At 34.9% G+C, this 20,504-nt stretch carries 16 protein-coding genes; 9 read left to right on the forward strand and 7 right to left on the reverse strand.

What is annotated here, in order from left to right; genetic code table 11:
* Positions 1–29: 29 nt before the first annotated feature.
* From hemC to P2086_RS02350, 3 genes are all read right to left on the reverse strand, one after another.
* Positions 30–1,616, reverse strand: a complete 1,587-nt coding sequence (gene hemC, locus P2086_RS02340) for a hydroxymethylbilane synthase (protein WP_317898824.1) — start codon at positions 1,614–1,616, stop codon at positions 30–32.
* Positions 1,617–1,684: 68 nt separating this feature from the next.
* Complete coding sequence (locus tag P2086_RS02345) at positions 1,685–2,437, reverse strand: LytR/AlgR family response regulator transcription factor (RefSeq protein ID WP_317898825.1); 753 nt, start codon at positions 2,435–2,437, stop codon at positions 1,685–1,687.
* Positions 2,438–2,439: 2 nt separating this feature from the next.
* Complete coding sequence (locus P2086_RS02350; RefSeq protein WP_317898826.1) at positions 2,440–3,954, reverse strand: histidine kinase; 1,515 nt, start codon at positions 3,952–3,954, stop codon at positions 2,440–2,442.
* Between the two features lie 416 nt (positions 3,955–4,370).
* Here P2086_RS02350 and P2086_RS02355 point away from each other — a divergent pair, with 416 nt between their 5' ends.
* The 3 genes from P2086_RS02355 (at position 4,371) to P2086_RS02365 (ending at position 6,920) form a co-directional block, all read left to right on the forward strand.
* A complete protein-coding gene (locus P2086_RS02355; protein WP_317898827.1) occupies positions 4,371–4,622 on the forward strand; it encodes a hypothetical protein in 252 nt (83 codons plus the stop codon).
* A gap of 91 nt (positions 4,623–4,713) precedes the next feature.
* Positions 4,714–4,836: a T9SS type A sorting domain-containing protein gene (locus P2086_RS02360; protein ID WP_396127450.1), complete on the forward strand. Its 123-nt coding sequence runs from the start codon at positions 4,714–4,716 to the stop codon at positions 4,834–4,836.
* Between the two features lie 365 nt (positions 4,837–5,201).
* Positions 5,202–6,920 carry a T9SS type A sorting domain-containing protein gene (locus P2086_RS02365; RefSeq protein WP_317898829.1) on the forward strand — a complete coding sequence of 573 codons (1,719 nt, stop codon included), beginning with the start codon at positions 5,202–5,204 and terminating at the stop codon, positions 6,918–6,920.
* A gap of 7 nt (positions 6,921–6,927) precedes the next feature.
* Here P2086_RS02365 and hemA read toward each other — a convergent pair whose 3' ends face one another.
* Both hemA and P2086_RS02375 read right to left on the reverse strand, forming a co-directional pair.
* A complete protein-coding gene (hemA, locus tag P2086_RS02370) occupies positions 6,928–8,157 on the reverse strand; it encodes a glutamyl-tRNA reductase (RefSeq protein WP_317898830.1) in 1,230 nt (409 codons plus the stop codon).
* Positions 8,158–8,350: 193 nt separating this feature from the next.
* Positions 8,351–8,788, reverse strand: coding sequence for a hypothetical protein (locus tag P2086_RS02375; RefSeq protein ID WP_317898831.1), 438 nt, complete (start codon positions 8,786–8,788; stop codon positions 8,351–8,353).
* Positions 8,789–8,965: 177 nt separating this feature from the next.
* Here P2086_RS02375 and P2086_RS02380 point away from each other — a divergent pair, with 177 nt between their 5' ends.
* From P2086_RS02380 to holA, 3 genes are all read left to right on the forward strand, one after another.
* Positions 8,966–10,507 (forward strand): YifB family Mg chelatase-like AAA ATPase, encoded by a 1,542-nt coding sequence (locus P2086_RS02380; RefSeq protein WP_317898832.1) that lies wholly within the window; start codon positions 8,966–8,968, stop codon positions 10,505–10,507.
* Positions 10,508–10,515: 8 nt separating this feature from the next.
* Positions 10,516–12,495: a tetratricopeptide repeat-containing sensor histidine kinase gene (locus P2086_RS02385; protein WP_317898833.1), complete on the forward strand. Its 1,980-nt coding sequence runs from the start codon at positions 10,516–10,518 to the stop codon at positions 12,493–12,495.
* A 79-nt stretch (positions 12,496–12,574) separates the two neighbouring features.
* Positions 12,575–13,585 carry a DNA polymerase III subunit delta gene (holA, locus tag P2086_RS02390; protein WP_317898834.1) on the forward strand — a complete coding sequence of 337 codons (1,011 nt, stop codon included), beginning with the start codon at positions 12,575–12,577 and terminating at the stop codon, positions 13,583–13,585.
* Positions 13,586–13,655: 70 nt separating this feature from the next.
* Here the strand turns inward: holA and P2086_RS02395 are convergent, their stop codons facing one another.
* Together P2086_RS02395 and P2086_RS02400 are read right to left on the reverse strand one after the other, a co-directional pair.
* A complete protein-coding gene (locus tag P2086_RS02395) occupies positions 13,656–15,926 on the reverse strand; it encodes a T9SS type A sorting domain-containing protein (protein WP_317898835.1) in 2,271 nt (756 codons plus the stop codon).
* Positions 15,927–16,023: 97 nt separating this feature from the next.
* Positions 16,024–16,563 (reverse strand): hypothetical protein, encoded by a 540-nt coding sequence (locus P2086_RS02400; RefSeq protein WP_317898836.1) that lies wholly within the window; start codon positions 16,561–16,563, stop codon positions 16,024–16,026.
* 129 nt (positions 16,564–16,692) lie between these two features.
* Between P2086_RS02400 and P2086_RS02405 the strand changes: the two genes are divergently transcribed.
* From P2086_RS02405 to P2086_RS02415, 3 genes are read left to right on the forward strand one after another with little or no spacing between them, the layout of a single operon-like run.
* The gene (locus P2086_RS02405) at positions 16,693–18,132 is read left to right on the forward strand and encodes an APC family permease (RefSeq protein WP_317898837.1); all 1,440 of its coding nucleotides are present in this window, start codon (positions 16,693–16,695) and stop codon (positions 18,130–18,132) included.
* A complete protein-coding gene (locus P2086_RS02410; protein WP_317898838.1) occupies positions 18,110–19,012 on the forward strand; it encodes a ComEA family DNA-binding protein in 903 nt (300 codons plus the stop codon). The genes P2086_RS02405 and P2086_RS02410 overlap by 23 nt, the downstream gene beginning before the upstream one ends.
* A 57-nt stretch (positions 19,013–19,069) precedes the next feature.
* The gene (locus P2086_RS02415) at positions 19,070–20,500 is read left to right on the forward strand and encodes a bifunctional UDP-3-O-[3-hydroxymyristoyl] N-acetylglucosamine deacetylase/3-hydroxyacyl-ACP dehydratase (protein ID WP_317898839.1); all 1,431 of its coding nucleotides are present in this window, start codon (positions 19,070–19,072) and stop codon (positions 20,498–20,500) included.
* The last annotated feature ends 4 nt before the right edge of the window (positions 20,501–20,504 follow it).

The following is a 20,504-nucleotide window of genomic DNA, read 5'->3' on the forward strand; positions in this document are numbered from 1 at the left end:
ACCCGGTAATTTAAACTCGTAGCTATTTCTTAATAGTTTGCAATTCCTAAAACAGCCTGAAATAAACCTAAGTCATCAAAACTTTTTGGCATGCTGTACTTTTTATGTTTCAACTTCACAAGAGCCTTACCAGTACTTTCACCCATAGCTATTATTTTTTGATGAGGGTGTATTGTATTCTTTTCAAAATACGCCTCCACGTTACTTGGACTAGTAAAAATAACTATTTCATGATCCCGTGAAATTTCAATACTATGTTTTAAAGTAGCGTATACTTCCAAATTAATTACATTATCGCGTTTTACCATTTGCCATTGAATACTTTGCATACTTCCTCGTGCAATAGGAAATAAAACTCTTGAATTACCCACTTTACTGCTAAATTGTTTTCCAACCAATTTTATGTCGGTACTCTGCCCTATAAAATCTGCTCGTTTTCCGAACGCGCGCAACTCCGCACTCGTAGAAGTTCCAATACAACCAAATTTTACATTTTCTAATTTCGGATCTTGATTAAAAAAATAACGTACTGCATGTTTACTACTAAAAAACACCCACTCCGTTTTTGGTAATTCTCTTATTCGAATCTGTTTGAATTCAATTAAACTTTTTCCTTCAACTTCAAAGTCTAAACGCTTTAATGCATTCAATAAATAATCTTCTTCCTTGAATGTTTTTGTAATAAATATTTTTTTAGGCTTTATGGCGTGAATGTGATCCACGATCATGTCTGAAAAACCATCCGTATCAAGTGTGTCAAAATACAATTGCTTCGGTTGTTTATCCCAGGCATCGGCCTTGCTTATCCATACCTTAAAGCGCAAACGGTCTTCGTCATCTTCCTCTGTATCACAATACACACCCAGTGGTAACTGACAACCACCATCAAACATGTTTAGAATCTGACGTTCGATATTAATTTTAATAAGTACATCCAAATCGCTTATTTCATCTATCACTTCAAGAAGTTCGTTATCATCTTCACGTGTTTGCCAAGCTAATACGCCTTGTGCAGGTGCAGGTACAAACTCTTCCGGGTTTAGTTTCACTACGTGTAAATCATCTAAATCAAGTTCAAGGCGCTCTATGCCGGCCGTAGCGAGTATGATGGCGTCGTAATCTCCTTTACGCAATTTGTTAATACGGGTTGGTACATTTCCTCTTAAATCTTTAAGTTCCACATCCGGCCTAAAAGCCAATAGTTGAGATTTTCTTCTCGATGAAGAAGTTCCAACACATGCGTTTTTTCTCAAGCCGAATTTTTGTTTTTCATCAACAGCGTTTTTACTTATGAGAAGAGTGTCTGAAGGATCCTCACGTCTTGAAACACCGGCCACCATAAGTCCATCGGGACTGGTTGTCGGAAGATCTTTATGAGAATGCACGGCCAGATCGATGCTTTTATTCAACAAAGCTTCTTCTAATTCTTTGGTAAAAAATCCTTTACCGTCAAGTTTATCAAAGCTTGTATCCCATTGCTGAGTACGATCACCATCTGTTTGTATAATTTTTAATTCTACTTGATGTCCTTTTTCTTCCAAAAGATCTTTTGTGTAATTAGCCTGCCAAAGGGCTAAGTCACTTCCACGCGTGCCAATAATTATTTTTCTTTCCACGGTGCAAAGTTAAAACTTTAACTCTAATATTACCCCTATAAAAATCAAAAGGTGAAATCCTTTAAGATTTAGATATTTAACCAGCGAATGAAATTATCTTTTTTGCTTTTTGAAAGTGGTATTTGTTGATCATTTGTCAATACTATATTTTCAGAATTTTTCAAGTATTTTGAAACCCTTTTTAGATTTATTATAAAAGAATGGTGCACTCTCATAAAATTAGACTCAGCCAAACAAAGTTGAGTTTCAAAGTCCTTTAAAGTTTTACTACTTACAACTGTTCTCATGTCCACTAGGTGTATTTTCGTATAATTCGATTGTGATTCTAACGCAAAAATATCATCAGTATCAATAGACTCTATGCCAAAACGGGTGTTTATCACAATGGTTTGTTTTTGGGTTTGTTTCATTACCCCTAGTAATTCATTATAATTATATTTATTGGGTTGCTCCGTTGTATTCAATTGCATTTTTATCCTTTCTACAGCATTTTGTAAATCATCATAGTCAACTGGTTTAAGTAAATAATCAATTGCGTTATTTTTAATTGCTCTCAAGGCATACTCCTGGTGAGCAGTCACAAAAATTAAGTTAAAATCTTTCCAAGTTATTTTTTCGAGTAACTCAAATCCATTCAGTTCAGGCATATTAACATCGAGGAAAATAATTTCAGGTCTGTAACTTTCTATTAACTCAATAGATTCTATTGCACTTGTGCAACTCGCCACAACTTTAACGTCCTTAACATACATGTCGATCAAAAGACTTAAAGTCTCAATTCCCTTTTGCTCGTCATCAATAATAATAGCTCGTAAGATCATTTCTAATTTTTAATTATTGGGATAAGTATCTTAATTATTGTACCTGTATTATTTGGCTTGTCCTCAATAATCAAATTGCATTTCAAATTATAGATTTGATTAAGTAAACTCAGACGTTGTTCGATAAATCCGGTAGCTAAAGAGTTTTTCTCGAGATCTAAATAATTGGTTTTTTTTCTTCCGAGACCATTATCTTCAATCACACACAGAATATAAATATCATCTTTTATTGAAAATGAAATATTCAGGAGTTTTTCACCCTTTTTTTTGAGTAACCCATGCCATACCGCATTTTCTACGAAGGGCTGCAGCATCATAATTGGTATTTTAATGCTTGAAGGTACCAGCGATGATTCTACTTCAATTACATGTTTGATATTTTCTTCGAACCTAAGATCTTCGATCTCCAAATAACTTTTTAATAATTGAATTTCAAATTCAAGTGTAATTGCGTCCGACATGTTGCTCTCAATAATTTGCCGCATTAGCTTTGAAAATTTAACCAAATAACTATTCGCCTTTACGTTTTCGTTTTTTAATATAAAATTTTGTAATGCATTTAAAGAATTAAAAACAAAGTGCGGGTTCATGAGAGCTCGGTTTACACGGAGCTCGGTTTGCAAAACTATATTGTGGAGCTCAAGTCTTTGTTTTTCTTTTTTCAAAGTTATGCTAAGTCGATATCGAACAATTAAATAAATACATCCTATAACAAGTAGTATAGCTATGGCAAGAAATATCCAATTTAAAACTATTTTGTACTTATTTGGATTCGGTGCATGAAACAAATTAAGAATTTCGCCTTCTGTTAGCACTCTATCATAAAATTCAATATCGTCAAAAACCGCCTTTGCAAATCGCGCGTTTTTTTTATTCCCCATCGAACCAAGTAAAACCGAGTCCTGATCTAAATAAACTGTCTCGAAATTTTTTATCGCCTTCCGCTGAAGCTTACCGTCTACATAAAAAGAAGTAAAATCGCGATCGAAAGTTAAAACCAGGTGGCGCCATGAATTTAGTTGGCACTTGCTAAGAGAAGCCGTTGCTGCTTGTCTAATTGAATCACGAGAAATATTAGATCTAAAGGTTTCGTTATCAAGTTCATAATATATACTATAGGCTTCGAAAAAATCATCTTGATTGCGTGATTTTGTAAGCAGGATGGGATTCACCCTTATCCCTTGTCCAGTCCATATCTTATCCTCTATTAAAACCCAAAGTGAAATCGTTCCTGCTTTTTGTTTAAGAACAGCGCCTTTCCCCAAATTAATATAGCTATAAGGATCGCCAAGAACTCTAACTGCATTTTTTTTGTTTCCAAATCGGTCTTCTGTGTGAAAGGCTCCGACAAGTCTTGCTGGTTTCAGACTCACTTCGTCGTAATCTTTACCATCATTAAATAAAAATCTTGCAACGGGTTTTGAACCAGATTGCGCAAAATTTGTAAAACCCATAATGAGAAATACAAAAATTAAATACCACGCAAAATACTTTTTTGAATTTTTATTTTTAATCATAAATCTTATTTACAAGTATACCAATTAATCTATTAATTAAAGTTTAATCCAATTGCCATGTACTCAACAAACCTAACCACATATAAGTTCAATTTGGCAAACCGCCTCAAATAAGCAGAAAAATAGGTGTTTTTAGCTCCTTTTTTAATTTTTACAGGTTACTCAACAGATGAAACCAGATATAAAAAAAAGTCGGTGATGTAAACCAATAATAATTTATCCACTGCCTTCTGAAATACTTTTGATCATACTTAATTGAAAAATAATTTCAATTTGAAAAAGGGGAAACCGAAAAGCTTTATACGAGTAGGTAAACCCAAAAATGAAAAAAACATGAAAAAAACAATTTTAATTGGCTTTATTGCATTGAGTAGTTCAATGCTGGCCCAAATACCCACCTCTGGCTTAATTGAGCGATGGGAGTTTACGGGAACATGCAAAGTGGCTCAAACACATTACCCACCAATGGCACTAGTTTGAATCCTCCAACCCTCACTACAGACCGCTGTGGAAACGCTAATAGTGCTTATTCGTTCAACGGCACAAGCAACTACACAGATATTCCAATGTTAGGAGCCACTGGTGGTGCTGCGAGATCGGTAGCGTTTTGGTTATCCAGCAGTTCCTTCACAAAAAACTTCTTTTTCAGATCCAACATCTATAGCTAAAAATGAAATAAGCAAAGAACAATTTCAAATTAACTTGTTTCCAAATCCAAATAACGGGCAAGTCAACATCCTGTCTAAAAATGAAAACGAATTGATAAGAGTTAGAATTATGGATGTGACAGGTAAAATTGTTTATGCTAAAAACATTTCTGGCACTTCTTATAATCTTGATATTTCTGACCTAAAATCATCCATGTATTTTATGGAGATTTAAGGAAGCGAAATAAGGTTATTAAGAAAAAATAATTAAAGAATAAACTTTAATATTTTTTTTCACGCTTAAAAGGCTGTCTCATTGTGAGACAGCCTTTTTTTATTCGAACATTTGTATTACTTATGCATTGACTAAGAGGCATCCTTGGCTTTCTGCTTTAACTTTGGTATTTACTCCTCAATTAGTTTAATCGCAATTATTAGGACTCGTATCTCTTTTTTTATTAATTTAGGTTGGATGTTTTTACAATCAAAGTACACAAACGCATGCCTTCGTTAACTAGATTACTTTTTTGTTTTCTTTGCTTTCTATATAGCAGCGCACATTCTCAAGTATTCTTCAACGACATACCCAAGTCGATGCAAATGATACCGAGAGGCGCTGATAATATGGGTGAGTTTCTGGTAACCGGCACTTGTCCTGATTTAGCAATTAAATCCATGCGCTTTTGTTTATATAGGAATACCGACTCAAGTCTTATCTATGATAAAACAATTGCTATTCAAACTCATGTTACATTTTCTATAAACGTAGAAATTCCAGCAGCACTTGCAGATTATCGTCTCAAAATATATTCCATTAATCTCTCAAATAATGAAATGATTGTGGGGGATGTGGACCAACTTGTATGTGGCGATTATTTTATTGTGAGCGGTCAGTCAAACGCAGTTGGAGCTTTAAACGACTTATCTCAGGCGCTTACTGAAGACAGTATGTATGGCAACAAATACTGTAGAACGATTGGTAACATGTATATAGGTAATCTAGCGGATTCACTTTTCAATGGTGAATACAATCTTGCTTATCATCACGTGTCAACTTTATTCTGGATTTCAGGCCCAAGCGGTTGTATTGGCATTTGGCCTATGAGGATTTTGCACAACATTACTAAACAAACTGGCATACCGGTATGCATTCTCAATGGTGCAATTGGCTCAACAGAACTTTCTCACCACCTGGCATCCAGAACCCCCTCTGATCCAAATAAATTGCATGACACCTCACAAAGCGCGACGTTTCATCCTTATGACGGGTTATATAAAAAGCTCTTTGCAAATAAAGCAATACAAGGTGTAAAAGCTATACTGTGGTATCAGGGCGAGAGTGATGCTGTGCTTAGTAAAGAAATGGCCTTAACTTATAACGAAAGATTTGCACTATTGAGAAAATCATGGAAATTAGATTATCCCCAGCTTGAAAAGATATTTGTTTTCCAAATAAACACCGGTTGCGGTGGCGACAACGTAAGCATCATCAGAGACCAGCAACGAAAATTGTCTAAACAATTTAATGATGTTATTGTAATGCCTACTGTTGGTTGCGATGATGACGAAAGGGCGAAAGACGGCTGCCACTACACCCTTAAGGGCTATGGCAAAATCGGTGAAAATATTTCACCTGCGGTTCTAAAACATATTTATCATTTTGATGTCGAAGACAAGTACATCATGGGTCCTGATATTAATAGAATCTCTTACTCTGGTAAAAATGAATTATGTTTAAGTTTTAACATGGACGTAAGTGTGCAACAGTCTAAACAATATTCGTTTCTAGGAACAGGAATAGCATATCTTAAAGATTATTTTTATAAAGAAGATGGAACAACTCTTAAAGTACAAACGATCTATGCGGAGAACAATAATGTTTTCTTAACAATAGCCAGTGGCCAGAAATTAAAATCATTAACTTATTTGCCTGATATTTTTTCAACTATTCCAACCATCTATGCAGGGCCTTGGATCTTAAATAAAAATAACACTAATCTTGGCGCGTTATCTTTTTTCGAATTTCCTGTTGAAGCTTTACCAAATGAACTTTGGTTTAGCAAATCAGATGATTCATTACTAATATACCCTAACCCTGTGAAAGATTGTTTTGAAATACGGGTAAATAAAAACACTGAACTTCAAAAACTATACCTGATAGATTTATCTGGAAAAATAGTGATGAACATTTCACCAAATAAGACTACGACAACGCTGGTTGACATGCGGGTTCTAGAAAGTGGAATTTATTTTTTAAAGGCTTATACTAACGCTGGGTTTTTTGTAAAAAAATTAGTTCTCACAAAAAATGGAGACTAAAAGGTTACTAATTTTTTGGGGCTAAAAAAACTTCTTTTGCTGTTTTAATTGCAACGGCATTGTATTTTTTTTCCATGTAAGAAAGCACTTTTTCAAGCACTTCTTTACTTTGAATGTCAAGCGAATTTATCTCTTTGGCAAAAACCTCGTTTAAAGCCAAATCTTTAATGGCTCTAACTTGCTTTGGAACCTCGCCAAAGGCCAATTCAATTCTTCTTTCGGCATAAAGCGCATGAAATTGTTGCGTACGAACATTAATCATTTCTTCACACTTCACAATTTCGTTTTTACGTAATTGTAAATTAGCATCTGCCTGAGCTTTTAATGAATTGATATCTATGTATGATAGTTGGGAGTTTTCTGAAACTGATTTTGCAACATTAGAAGGTAAACCCAAATCAATAATTACCTTTTTAGAGTTATCCCTTCCTTTTAACGACTCGAAAATTTCTTCCGTTATGATTATTTCCGAACTAGATGTGCAGACAACCAATACATCAAAACCCTCTTTAAAATCAGCAAGTACGGCAAGTTCGTAAGCTTTTCCATTTAATGACTTTGCCAATTTTTTTCCGTTCTCTAAAGTGCGGTTAAACACAGTAAAGTTTGCGAATTTATGCTTTTGAAAATAACTTGCTAAAGTCGTATTGGTCTCCCCGCTTCCAACAAACAAAATACGGGCGTCATTTTTAATTCCCAATTGTCTTAATTGTCTATACGCCAGAGATGCCACAGATACAGGATTTCTTGCGATATCAGTATTTGTATAAATATCCTTCGCAGTTTCGATTGTTTGTTTAATAAGCAAACGAATAAAATCTCCTGTTAAACCAAGTAAGTTGCAAAAATCATACGCTTTCCTAACCTGAGTAATGATTTCACGTTCACCCACTATCATTGAATCGAGTGACGACGCTACTTTTAAAACATGTTCCACTCCACTTGCTCCCAGATACAATTCGGCAGCATTAGATAAAAGAGTAGTTTCTGAATTATTTAATCGGCTGTTTAAAAAAAGTGCGATCTCTTTCACTAATAAACAAGTAACTTCTTCTGAAGATTTTATCAATAATTCAATCCTATTACAGGTACTTAAAAAAAGTAATTCTTCGAAATTGAAATTGATTTTAAGTGCTCCAAGCACATTCGTTTGTTCTTCTTGATCAAGATGTAATTTCCCAATTAGCTCAATTGGGAGGGTTTTGTGTGTAAAAGCTATGACCTTAAAAGCGTCCAATTAATATACCGCAAAGATGGTATATCTGGGGATTTTAAATGTCATTGGATTGTCATTTCGCCTAAATTATGCTAAAAATCATATTTGTTTTAATTCTTATCACAAAATACTACTCTTATGTTTATTTATTAATCGCTTTCAAAAAAAAAAGAGCCAATAAGACTCTCCATACATTTCATTTTTAAGTGATTAGCTAGTCATCTGTTGGATCTGGCGCAACGGTTGGTTTTGCTTTCTTAGCTTTTATCATATTTGGCCAAATAATATTTATCAACTCTCCGTGAACCGAAGCCATACTTCTACTAATACCATTAATTATGGTTACATTTTTCTCAGAATCATTTTTCCAGGTGCGTTTAACTTCCTCGTGTGAACCATCATTTAACAAAATGTAAAACTTAGCCACTAAACCATTCCTCACTTCTACTTTACCGTTGTTACACACGGCTTTTGCTCCTTGACGGTTAGTTATAATAACATCATCATAAACGCCATCTTTTACTTCCTCTGCACCTCTGTCTTCAAATTTTGCAGCCCACTTATTGTAACAATTTAAATCTACTTGTTTTTCATGTTGAGAAAAGCAAACGGTAGATAAAAACAACGTGCTTAATAAAATTAATTTTTTCATGTTTTTGTTTCTGTTTTCTTTAATTAAAATTAAAAAAGTGATCCATTGAATGAAGAAACACTTATTTTGTTTTTACTCCTTAAGGTTATACCCTCTAATTTTGCAAGAAATCAAACCTACAAAAAAAAATTAAAAACTCAGAAATTAAATTCATTTTAAATTGGTTAATTTGTATTTATGTTGGTAAAAACGTTTGGATACGCAGTACAAGGTATAAATGCCACAAAAATTACTGTTGAGGTAAATATAAACACCGGAGTGAACTTTTTTCTTGTAGGATTACCGGATAATGCGGTAAAGGAAAGTCAGCAGAGAATCGACACGGCTTTAAAAGAACATGGTTATAAAATCCCAGGAAAGCAAATCACAGTAAATATGGCTCCTGCCGACATACGCAAGGAAGGGTCGGCGTATGACCTTACAATTGCTATGGGCATACTTGCTGCCAGCGAACAAATTCCAATGGAGAAAGCTGGTGATTATGTTATTATGGGTGAATTGGCTCTAGACGGTGAATTACGGTCAATTAAAGGGTCTTTGCCAATTGCAATAAACGCTCGTCAGGATGGCTTTAAAGGCATAATTCTTCCCGCCTCCAATGCTCAAGAAGCTGCAGTAGTAAGTGGTTTAGAAGTTCGTTATGCAACTAATATAAAACAGGTAATTGATTTTTTTACTGGTGAAAAAGATCTTCCTATTGCGGAAACCAATCTGGACGAAGCTTTCTTACAAAACATTGAGTCTATTGAATTTGATTTTTCTGATGTAAAAGGTCAAGAGAATATTAAACGTGCTTTGGAAATAGCAGCAGCAGGTGGCCACAATGCTATCCTAATTGGCCCTCCCGGCGCTGGTAAAACCATGCTTAGTAAACGCTTACCAAGCATTCTACCTCCCCTTACTTTAGAAGAAGCGCTTGAAACCACAAAAATTCACAGTGTTGCCGGCAAAACAGGAAGAACAGGAGCTGGTTTGGTCACTCAACGCCCATTTAGAACTCCTCACCACACTATTAGCGATATAGCTTTAGTTGGCGGCGGCAATAATCCACAGCCCGGAGAAATTAGTTTAGCGCATAACGGCGTTTTATTTTTAGACGAACTACCTGAATTCAAAAGAACGGTGTTAGAAGTAATGCGTCAACCCATAGAAGATCGGGTAGTTACAATTAGCCGTGCTAAATTTAGTGTTGAATATCCTGCAAGCTTTATGCTCATTGCGAGTATGAATCCTTGCCCTTGCGGTTACTACAATCATCCGGAAAAGGAATGTGTTTGCGCTCCTGGCATTGTACAAAAATATCTCAATAAAATTAGTGGTCCTTTATTAGACCGCATAGATCTTCACATTGAAGTTACACCCGTTCCGTTTAGCGAACTTAATAAACAACACTCTTCCGAATTAAGTAAAGATATTAGAGCTCGTGTAATTAAAGCCCGCTTGCTGCAAAGCGTGCGGTATGAAAAAGAAAAAAAAATACATTGCAATGCACAAATGCATACCAGCCATCTTAAAGCATATTGCCAGCTCACTGAAGCGGGCAATACTTTATTAAAAAATGCAATGGAGCGCTTAGGACTGAGTGCCAGAGCCTACGATAGAATTTTAAAGGTAGCACGAACAATTGCAGATCTTGATAATTCAAAGAACATAGAAACTAATCATATTGCAGAAGCCATTCAATATAGGAGTTTAGATAGAGATGGTTGGGCAGGATAAATAAACCAATGAAAATAAAACAAAAATATGTTTTCTTGTTTTTCTTGCTTCAGATTTTTCATTCTAAGGCGCAATTAAACAAAGCTAAATTTCAGAAAGATTTTTTTGAAGCCAGTCCTCGCACTAAAGTGAGATTGGTTGCAGCAATTCCGCACTCTGAATTGCATGAGGTATACCCGTACATTAAAGATACTTTAGATAAGATTAAAAAAGACATTTATCGTCAGGCGACTCAAAGTAATAATGATCTCAAATTTTTATTTGATAAGATTGAGGCGAAGAAAGAATTATTCAACGAAAATTATGGCAAAACCATTTTTATTCTTGAAAATGCTTTGCGTTATACCGCTACAAATATTGACGATACACTTACTTGTCTATCCATGCTAAAAAACGTATTTGTAAAAATTAAAAATGTAAATAGAGCATTTGAAATGCAACATATCATTGAAAACACCTGGCATAGACAAAGTGATACGGCTAATATTGATTATGGACTAAATAAAAGTTTTCTTTATTACATGTTAGGTTTTACAAATGAGGCTATAGAACAACGTAGGAGCGAATTTAATAAGTTAACCCATAAATCAGACACCGATATGATCGTTAATTTTTACAACGATATGGGTGTTTTTTATAACAAAGAAAAAAAATCAGATAGTGCTGAGTTTTATTTTTTAAAAGCGAAGCGAATTTTAAAACATAAAAAGATAGAATCAGGCAAAGAAGCCCATTATGATTTTTACAAAGGCCTAATAGATGGCAATCTTGCTCAAAGTTATTATAATAAAGGGCTTCTCAAAAAAGCAATTCCCTTGTTAAAACAAGACATCTACTACAGCATTAAGTCTGAAAACTTCGAAAGCGCTTTTAATAGCTACGTACTTATTACCCAGTGTTATATAGACCTTAAAGAAAAACGTCTTTCCAAACTCTATTTGGATTCTTGTGAGACTTTATTAGCTAATGAATTATCTAAAACTAATTTAAGAATTAAATTTTTGCCACTTCTTGCAAAATATTATGAATTTATGTATGATTATAAAAAAGCTGCAACAACTTATAGCAATTACTATAGAATTTATGATAGTGTGTTAGATTTAGAAAAAGAACGTGATGCCATCAATCAGGGTCTTACTTTTAATATAGAGCAAAGAGAACTTGCATACACAGAACAAGAAAGTATTTTAAAGAAGAAAGAAGAGAATGAAACACGACAAAGTTCTTATCGAAAATCGCTTATTGCAGGGGTATTTTTACTTTTAATTGTTATTGTTTTTCTTATAATTAACAACAGGCGCTTTAAACGTCGTGAAAAGCAACTTTCTTTTAAAAACAATCAAATTCAAGATCAAAACAAACAGATTGAACAGTCGTTAAAGGAAAAAGAGGCGTTGATTAAAGAAATCCATCATCGGGTAAAAAATAATTTACAAATTATTACCAGTATGTTGAATCTACAAATTGGAAAAATAGATGATGAAAAAACGGAAAGTATTTTCTTTGAGGCAAAACAACGAATAAATGCAATTGCGTTAACGCACCAAATGTTGTATCAAAAAACAACAATCTCCAATATAAATTTAGTGGAGTACATAGAAACTTTGGTCAGACAAATTGAAGCGAGTATGTCTACCTCAAAAATTGAAATCGCGACTGATTTGGTTGCCAACGATAATCGTCTTACAATTGACGGTGCTGTTCCACTTGGCTTAATTATTAATGAACTTCTCACCAACTGTTACAAACACGCTTTTCCTCAAGGAAAAAAAGGCCTTATCACAGTTTCCTTAACTGAAAATGCGGAGAGCTTTACAATAAAAGTAAGCGACAATGGAATTGGTTTACCAGAAGATTTTGATCACGAAGAAAGTAAAACATTGGGAATGGAACTAGTTTTTATTCTTGTTGAACAATTAGAATCTAAACTTATTATAAAGAATGAAGGGGGAAGTGCCTTTTTATTTGACATTAAAAAACATAATTAATTTTATTTAAAAACAGCTCATTTAATTGAAAGAAGTTAATCAGATATTATTAGACCTTAAGCGGAAGATTTTTAAACCCGTGTATTTCTTAAGTGGCGAAGAAGCTTATTACATTGACGTAATTAGCGATTACATAGAGAATAATGTTCTTGAGAATTCTGATAAAGAATTTAATCAGACAGTTGTTTATGGTAAAGATGCCGATTTGGTAAGCATTCTTGGATTAGCAAAACAGTTTCCAATGATGAGCGAACACAACGTAGTTATTGTTAAGGAAGCGCAAAACATTAAAGAATTAAATAAAAGTGCTGCATCTGATGACGGCGGTGGTGGCTCGAAAAACGAATCTAACAATGCGACACAACAATTCCTCAACTACATTACAAATCCACAACCATCTACTATTCTCGTATTTTGCTTTAAGTACAAAACCATCGATAAAAGAAGTGCGATAGCTAAAGCACTTCAAAAAAATGCGGTGTTTTTGGAAACAAAAAAACTGTATGATAATCAAGTCCCTGAATGGATAAATGAATACGTAAAAGAAAAAAAATATACCATCGGGCCAAAAGCAACGCTTTTAATGGCTGAGTTTTTAGGGAACGATTTAAGTAAAATTTCTAACGAAATTGATAAGCTACTTATTAGTCTTCCTGAGGGAAAAGAGGTAACAGCCGACCTTATACAGGATAACATTGGCATAAGCAAAGATTACAATGTATTTGAACTGCAAGATGCGCTTGCAAAAAAAGATGTGCTAAAAGCCAACAGGATTATTAATCATTTTGCAGCAAATGAAAAAGATAATCCAGCGCCACTTGTGCTTATTTCTTTATACGGATACTTCAGCAAAATTTTAAAATATCACTTTCTGCAGGACAAGAGTAAATTTGCTGCTGCGCAAGCTTTGGGTGTAAATCCTTTCTTTGTTGATGGTTACGCAAAGGCCGCTCTAAATTATAATTCCTCGAAGCTAAAACTAATTTTTTCTTACCTCAAAGAAATAGACCTTAAATCAAAAGGGGTTGATAACAGTGGCGTTACTTATGGCGAGTTGTTAAAGGAACTCGTTTTTAAAATTCTTCACTAAAATAAAATAGCGCCAAAAAACTATTTAATGTTTAGTTTTTTGGCGCTACCTATAAATTAATTTGATGTGGTTATCGCTTTATAATTTTCTGTACTTCAACAGCATTGTTTGTTTTTACTCTCAAATAGTAAATTCCATTAGAGTAAGCCTCTAAATTAATAGGCACAAAATTATTTTGTGTTTGGTTTGAATAAACCACCTCACCAATCGAATTTATTATTTCTACTTTTTTTAAGTCATTATTTACAAATTCAACGGTAAAAATCGCGCTACTAGGGTTAGGCCAAATTTTGAAAGAATCGTTACTAAGCGTTTGTGAAGAAATACCTACATCAAAACTCACACAGGTTTCATCCGTTAAAGAACAACCTAGAGCATCTGTTACAGTAACAGTATAGCAACCTATTTCCAAATCGCTAACGGTTTGCGTTGTGATATTGCCTGGAATCCAATTATAAGTGTAAGGGGAAGTTCCTCCCGATGCGTTTACTGAAATGGTTGCATTATTGCAAAGTGTACAACTAACAGTTCCAGGAAAAAGTGTAACAGTAGGCAATGGGTCTATAAGAATTGTCTGAATTTGCGCTGTTACGCAGCCTGCAGAACTAGACCCTGTGAGTGTATATTGCGCGCTCGCGGACAAAGTTACATTGATTACGGCAGAAGTTTCGCCACTACTCCAACTATATGAATTAGCACCCGAAGCCGTAATTGAAGTCGGCTGACCCTCGCATACGTGGTTTTTATCTATTGTTAAAACAGGCGCTGCTTGAACCGTTATAGTAACTGTTTTTGGCACGTTGCACAAACCGTAAAAACCCGTTACTGTATAAGTGGTAGTTGTACTTGGATTTAACGAGACACTAGATGTAGGGGCGCCTGTACTCCAACTGTAACTTGCAGCACCACTGGCAGTTAAAACAATTGAATTTCCTTGGCAAATAGTTCCCGAAGGAGCATTAAAGGCAAAATTATTTACGATCGAAAATTGTTGCTGGTTGTTGTTATTATTTAAATTACTATCCGTTCCTCCATTTGGTAAAGATATATTTACACTAAACATGTGCGTTCCAAAACCTATGCCGTTTATTTGCGGTATTGATACTGTAAACGAAGTATTTGGCGAAGCCGATCCTGACCAGTTTAAAGTTTGCGTATTTACGCCATCAACATTATATGTAATAAGCGCTGTGTTTACTACAGTAGTCCCATAATTGGTGATCTTAATTACTGGATTGATATTATCTACACAATTAATGGATTGGGAGTAACCTGGGCTCGCAACGTAAGTAATTCCTATATCATTAATGATTATTGGAAGATTACAAACTGTGGAAGTAATAAGTGCGGCACGAATTGGTGAGTTCGTCAAAATTAACTGAGCGCGGTATTTTTGATCAGCAGTAAACATGTACATACATGCATCGTTTGTATAATCCATATAATTCATGGTCATCTCTCCTGTAGCATTTCCAGAACACGTTCCCAATTTGTAAGGAAAACTCGGACAACCGTAATTTGCAGCTTGAGCAGGAGGTGTATCAATACAATAGTCTGTTCCGCAATTTGAATCACCCCAAATATGTCTTAAGCCAATCCAGTGTCCAATTTCGTGAGTGGCTGTTCTACCTTTATTGTAAACTCCACTTTGTGCAGTACCAATGCTTCCAAAAGCAGAAGTTAAAATAACAACTCCATCTGTTGTTGCAGAACCAAAAGTTCCTGTTAACCCCTGAATACCAGAACCAACCGGATCTGGAAAAGTAGCGTAACCAAGAAGATTATTGCTTAACGGCGCAATCCAAATATTCAAATAACGATTTGGATCCCAGATGCTATTTGGTTTAACAGTAGAATTAATATACGTTTGTGAATAAGGTGTTGCTGACCAATTTTTAGCAACACGATTAATCCTATCAATCCCGGGCTCTGCAAGCACACCGCCAGTTGGGTTAACAACTGCAAGGCAAAAATTGACCTGAAATTTTCCTAACAAAGGCTTAAACACTGCTGGTATTAAATTGGTGTCAGCATTTGTGCCATTATAATCTTTGTTTAAGATATTTATCTGATCAATTACCTGAGCGGCGTTTAAATTATTCCCACTCGTGGCTGAAATACTATTAATAGACTCATTATTATGAATAATATGAACAATAACAGGAATATTAAATACAGAATTAACCGAAGCCGTTCCGTATTTACCTGGAGTAGGAATCAAACTTTGCACCCAACTTTCGTATTGTGCCGGTAAATTAGGTGTGCCACAAGTTCTCTGCAAAACTTGCGCTTGCAAATTAAAAATTAGCGTAAGACTTAGGACGAAAATTATTTTTTTCATTTTAAATTAATGTGAGGTGCAAGATAACTCTTTTGCTTTTAAATCCCTACATCGATTTAGAAGACTGATGTTAAAATGCAGGCCTGAGATTTAAGGCTTAAGGAATAAACCGATTTATTTCGTTCATTATGGTTACAGCCTCCTCATCGGTAATTTGCATGCCAAGCTGAACGTTTTTTGTTTGCGAATAAAACTCCAGCCGCTCTCCGCCTTTTACCCAAAAACTCTGGTTAATAATATCACTGAATCGCGTTGGTTTCAATTCAATAAGTTGCAGCGGACTTATTAAATCTAAGTTGAACTCTAAAATTTTTCCTTTCTTATTTAACTCTCTTTGGTAGTAGAGAATGCCAGACTGTATCCAAAGTTTTTCCTTGCCCGAGCGTTTCCAAATAAAACTTCTCACAATATTAAACTCAAAATAAAACCAAAACGATAAATACACCATTATAAATAATTTTGCATTTTGATCGGTAACTTTAAAATAGTTGGCAAACACAATAAGCCCACAAACTGTCCATGCCAGCAACCACAAAAAAAGTATTCTAAGTTTTGTTTTATCTGTTGTTGGCAAAATCACCACACTTATTAAATTTTCTTTTTTTAAAATACTTATCCTGTCGCCTAATACCTTCATGCTTTTTTAATTTTGTTTCACCTAAAAAAAGGTTTTTATCGCTCAACATCCTTTATCTAGTTTTATTCTTAATATTTAATAGATATATTGCTGTGCAAATTTAAGTATCTTTTAAAACTATTTTTCAATATGTCCGAATTAAAAAGGAGTTTAAATCTGTTTGATACCATTATGCTCGTGTCAGGCAGTATGATTGGTTCTGGCGTATTTATTGTAGCTGCAGACATGACGCGGGTTTTAGGCTCTCCGTTTTGGGTATTAATGTGCTGGGTAATTAGCGGAATAATAACCCTATTTGCAGCATTAAGTTATGGCGAGCTCGCTGGAATGATGCCGGAAGCAGGTGGGCAATTTATTTATTTAAAAAGAGCCTACGGCAAACTTACTTCATTTGTTTATGGCTGGACCGTTTTTACAGTTATACAAACTGGCGTGATTGCTGCCGTAGCCGTTGCTTTCGCTAGATACGTAGGTGTATTTATTCCGTTTTTTGACGAATCAAACAGTGTTGTAACCATCAATCAATTTAGTATTTCCACCACACAACTTCTTGGTGTAGTAAGTATTGTCTTTCTAACTTACCTGAATTCATTAGGAATAAATAATGGCAGAATAATTCAACGCATTTTTACTAGCACTAAACTACTTGCTCTATTTGGCCTAATTATACTAGGCTTTGCCGTTGGATACAAAAGTGGCTATTGGCAAACAAATATTGAATTGCCTTTTAAAAATGAAACGTTCGCTACCAAACAAAATGGGTTTAGTGCCATTGCGTTAATGAGTGCCATGGGTGTAGCACTAATCGGATCATTATTTAGCAGCGATGCCTGGAATAACGTCACCTTTATTGCCGGAGAAATAAAAGAACCCCAAAAGAATATTCCCATTGGACTTTTGGTCGGTGTTTTGTTGGTAACGGTTCTTTATATCCTAGCAAACATCGCTTACTTTATGCTTTTACCCGCTTTAGGTTCACCAGATGCGCAAACTGTTATTGGCAAAGGAATTGAATATGCGCAAAATGACAGAGTTGGATCAGCCGCTATGTATCCGGTTTTCGGAGATGTATCGTCATACATTATGGCGCTTTTAATTGTTATTTCAACATTTGGATGCAATAACGGATTAATTCTTTCCGGCGCCCGTTTATTTCAAGCAATGGCTAATGAAGGTTTGTTTTTTAAATCTGCTTCCCACATTAATAAATTTGATGTGCCTTCTAAAGCCTTATGGTTTCAGGCATTTTGGTCATCTGTACTTTGTTTGAGTGGCTCTTATGGTTCTTTATTGGATTATTGCACATTTGCTTCGCTACTGTTTTACATTGTTACTATTTCTGCTTTATTTTATCTGAGAAAAAAAGAACCCGATGCGCCGCGTCCTTATAAAGCTTTTGGATATCCAATAATTCCGGCTCTTTATATTTTACTTGCAGGAGCCATTTGTCTTGATCTTTTAATTTATAAACCTCAAAACACCTTTCTTGGACTTGTTATTATTGCTTTAGGGCTGCCTGTTTATTACTTTTTTAATAAGTCAAAAAATGCTTCAAAGTTTTCTGAATAACTATTTTGGTTTCAACAAGCAGCAACGTAATGGCTTATTTGTGCTTCTGGTAATAAGCTTTGTTTTGTTACTGATAAGGCTTACGTATCCACTTTTTATTAAGCCCGATGCTATTGTTTTACTTGATCTTCCCCTTATTGAAAAAAAGCTTGATAGTGTTTATAGCAAATCGCACTCACATTCAAAAAACAAAGTAGTACAAGATAATTCCAACTCCACACTTTTTGTATTTAACCCAAATACCGTGTCCTTAGAGCAATTAAAGCAATTAGGCTTTAAGGAAAAAACGGCGCTAATTTTTTTGAAATTCAGGAAAAATGGCTTTGTATTTAAACAAAAGAAGGATCTTCAAAAAGTATACGGTATTAATGATAAATTATTTGCGCAACTTGAACCATACATTTTGATTGAAGAGCAAACAGCTCAACCAGATTTCAAAAAACAAGGGGAGCAAAAAGTTATAATAGAAAATCACGTAAAACAAACTTCTATAAAAATTGAACTAAATTCTGCCGATAGTGCAAGTCTTGTTGCTTTAAATGGAATTGGGGCTTCTTATGCTAAACGCATACTAAAATACAGAGGCATGTTGGGTGGATTTGTAACGGTAGACCAGCTTAAAGAGGTTTATGGCTTTAATGATGAGCTCTACGAAAAGGTGAAAAACCTGTGTTATGTGGACGCAAAAACTATTCAAAAAATTAATCTCAATAAAGACGATTTTAAAACCATTAATAAGCACCCTTATCTCACCTACGAAAACACGAAAACAATTTTCGATTGGCGAAGAAAAACTACCATTAATGCTATGAACTTAAAGGATATTTTAAATGATAATGGTCTTGTTCAAAAACTGCTTCCGTACCTCAGTTTTGAGTAAGAAATATTTAGAGATTCTCTGATTTTTTGTACCTTTAATGCTTTAACTACCATTTACATGAGTGATAAGCAAAGAACAATAAAAAAAGCTGTTTCTTTATCAGGAGTTGGTTTACATACTGGTAAACCTGTAACAATTACGTTTAACCCTGCAGAGGAGAATCATTGGTTTAAATTTCAACGTGTTGATATTGAAGGGCATCCGATAATTGATGCTGATGTTGATTTAGTGGTAGATACTTCCCGAGGCACTACGCTTGAAAAAAATGGTGTACGCGTGCACACCACCGAACACGTATTAGCTGCCTTAATGGGTCTTGGAATTGATAATTGTATGATTCAGGTTACCGGTCCAGAAATGCCAATAATGGACGGAAGCTCATTAAAATTTATTGAAGCTCTTGAAAGTGTTGGAGTTGTTGAACAAGAATCCGAACGCGACTATTTTGAGTTGACGGAAAATTTAACTTTTGAAGATACCGTTAAAAAAGTGGAGATGCTTGCGGTACCTCAGGACGATTTCCGTTTAACTGTAATGGTTGATTATGGAAGCGAAGTACTTGGTACGCAACACGCCTCGATGTATAACATAGCCGAATTTAAGCAAGAAATTGCACCTTGCCGTACCTTTGTTTTTTTAAGAGAATTAGAGGCTTTGTTAGCGCATAATTTGATTAAAGGTGGCGATTTAGATAACGCAATTGTACTAGTAGATAGCGAGCTTCCAAAAGATAAATTGGATCATTTACGTAAAGTATTTAATAAGCCAGACGTTGAAGTAAAAGGGCGTGGAGTGTTAAACAATACCAAACTTCGTTTTTTTAACGAACCTGCAAGACACAAACTATTAGATATTGTTGGCGACCTTGCCTTAGTTGGAAAACCAATGAAAATTCATGTGCTTGCAGCACGTCCCGGTCATGCTGGAAACGTTGACTTCGCGAAGAAGTTAAAGGCACTTGCTAAAAAACAAAAAATAGAAAAAGATTATCCAAAAGTAGATTTGAATGCTGCTCCGGTTCTTAACATTATGGACATTATGAAATTATTACCTCACCGTCAGCCGATGTTGTTGGTAGATAAAATCATGGAGTATTCAGACAATCATGTAATTGGTGTTAAAAATGTTACTTTAAATGAAGAGTTTTTTAAAGGACATTTCCCCGGTAACCCAGTAATGCCAGGTGTATTTCTGATTGAAGCCATGGCGCAATGCGGAGGCGTACTAGTTTTAAAAACTGTTACAGATCCTGAAAATTATTTGACTTACTTTATTAAAATTGATGGCGTTAAATTCCGTCAACAAGTTATTCCGGGCGATACCGTAGTGTTTAGCTTAAATCTTGTTACTCCGATTCGTCGCGGTATTTGCCACATGCGCGGTATAGCTTATGTGCAAAACAAACCGGTAATGGAAGCCGAAATGATGGCTCAGATTGTAAAAGTGAAAAACATTGAAGTTAAGAATACTGAACCTCAACTCGCTTAATTAA

Source organism: Aurantibacillus circumpalustris (assembly GCF_029625215.1).
GTDB classification, from domain to species: Bacteria; Bacteroidota; Bacteroidia; order B-17B0; family Aurantibacillaceae; genus Aurantibacillus; species Aurantibacillus circumpalustris.

Bases quoted from the DNA above. Each gene is read 5' to 3' on its own strand.
- P2086_RS02345 (WP_317898825.1), bottom strand. From the start codon at position 2,437: ATGATCTTACGAGCTATTATTATTGATGACGAGCAAAAGGGAATTGAG.
- P2086_RS02350 (WP_317898826.1), bottom strand. From the start codon at position 3,954: ATGATTAAAAATAAAAATTCAAAAAAGTATTTTGCGTGGTATTTAATT.
- P2086_RS02355 (WP_317898827.1), top strand. From the start codon at position 4,371: ATGGGAGTTTACGGGAACATGCAAAGTGGCTCAAACACATTACCCACC.
- P2086_RS02365 (WP_317898829.1), top strand. From the start codon at position 5,202: ATGATACCGAGAGGCGCTGATAATATGGGTGAGTTTCTGGTAACCGGC.
- P2086_RS02375 (WP_317898831.1), bottom strand. From the start codon at position 8,788: ATGAAAAAATTAATTTTATTAAGCACGTTGTTTTTATCTACCGTTTGC.
- P2086_RS02380 (WP_317898832.1), top strand. From the start codon at position 8,966: ATGTTGGTAAAAACGTTTGGATACGCAGTACAAGGTATAAATGCCACA.
- P2086_RS02385 (WP_317898833.1), top strand. From the start codon at position 10,516: ATGAAAATAAAACAAAAATATGTTTTCTTGTTTTTCTTGCTTCAGATT.
- P2086_RS02395 (WP_317898835.1), bottom strand. From the start codon at position 15,926: ATGAAAAAAATAATTTTCGTCCTAAGTCTTACGCTAATTTTTAATTTG.
- P2086_RS02400 (WP_317898836.1), bottom strand. From the start codon at position 16,563: ATGAAGGTATTAGGCGACAGGATAAGTATTTTAAAAAAAGAAAATTTA.
- P2086_RS02405 (WP_317898837.1), top strand. From the start codon at position 16,693: ATGTCCGAATTAAAAAGGAGTTTAAATCTGTTTGATACCATTATGCTC.
- P2086_RS02410 (WP_317898838.1), top strand. From the start codon at position 18,110: ATGCTTCAAAGTTTTCTGAATAACTATTTTGGTTTCAACAAGCAGCAA.
- P2086_RS02415 (WP_317898839.1), top strand. From the start codon at position 19,070: ATGAGTGATAAGCAAAGAACAATAAAAAAAGCTGTTTCTTTATCAGGA.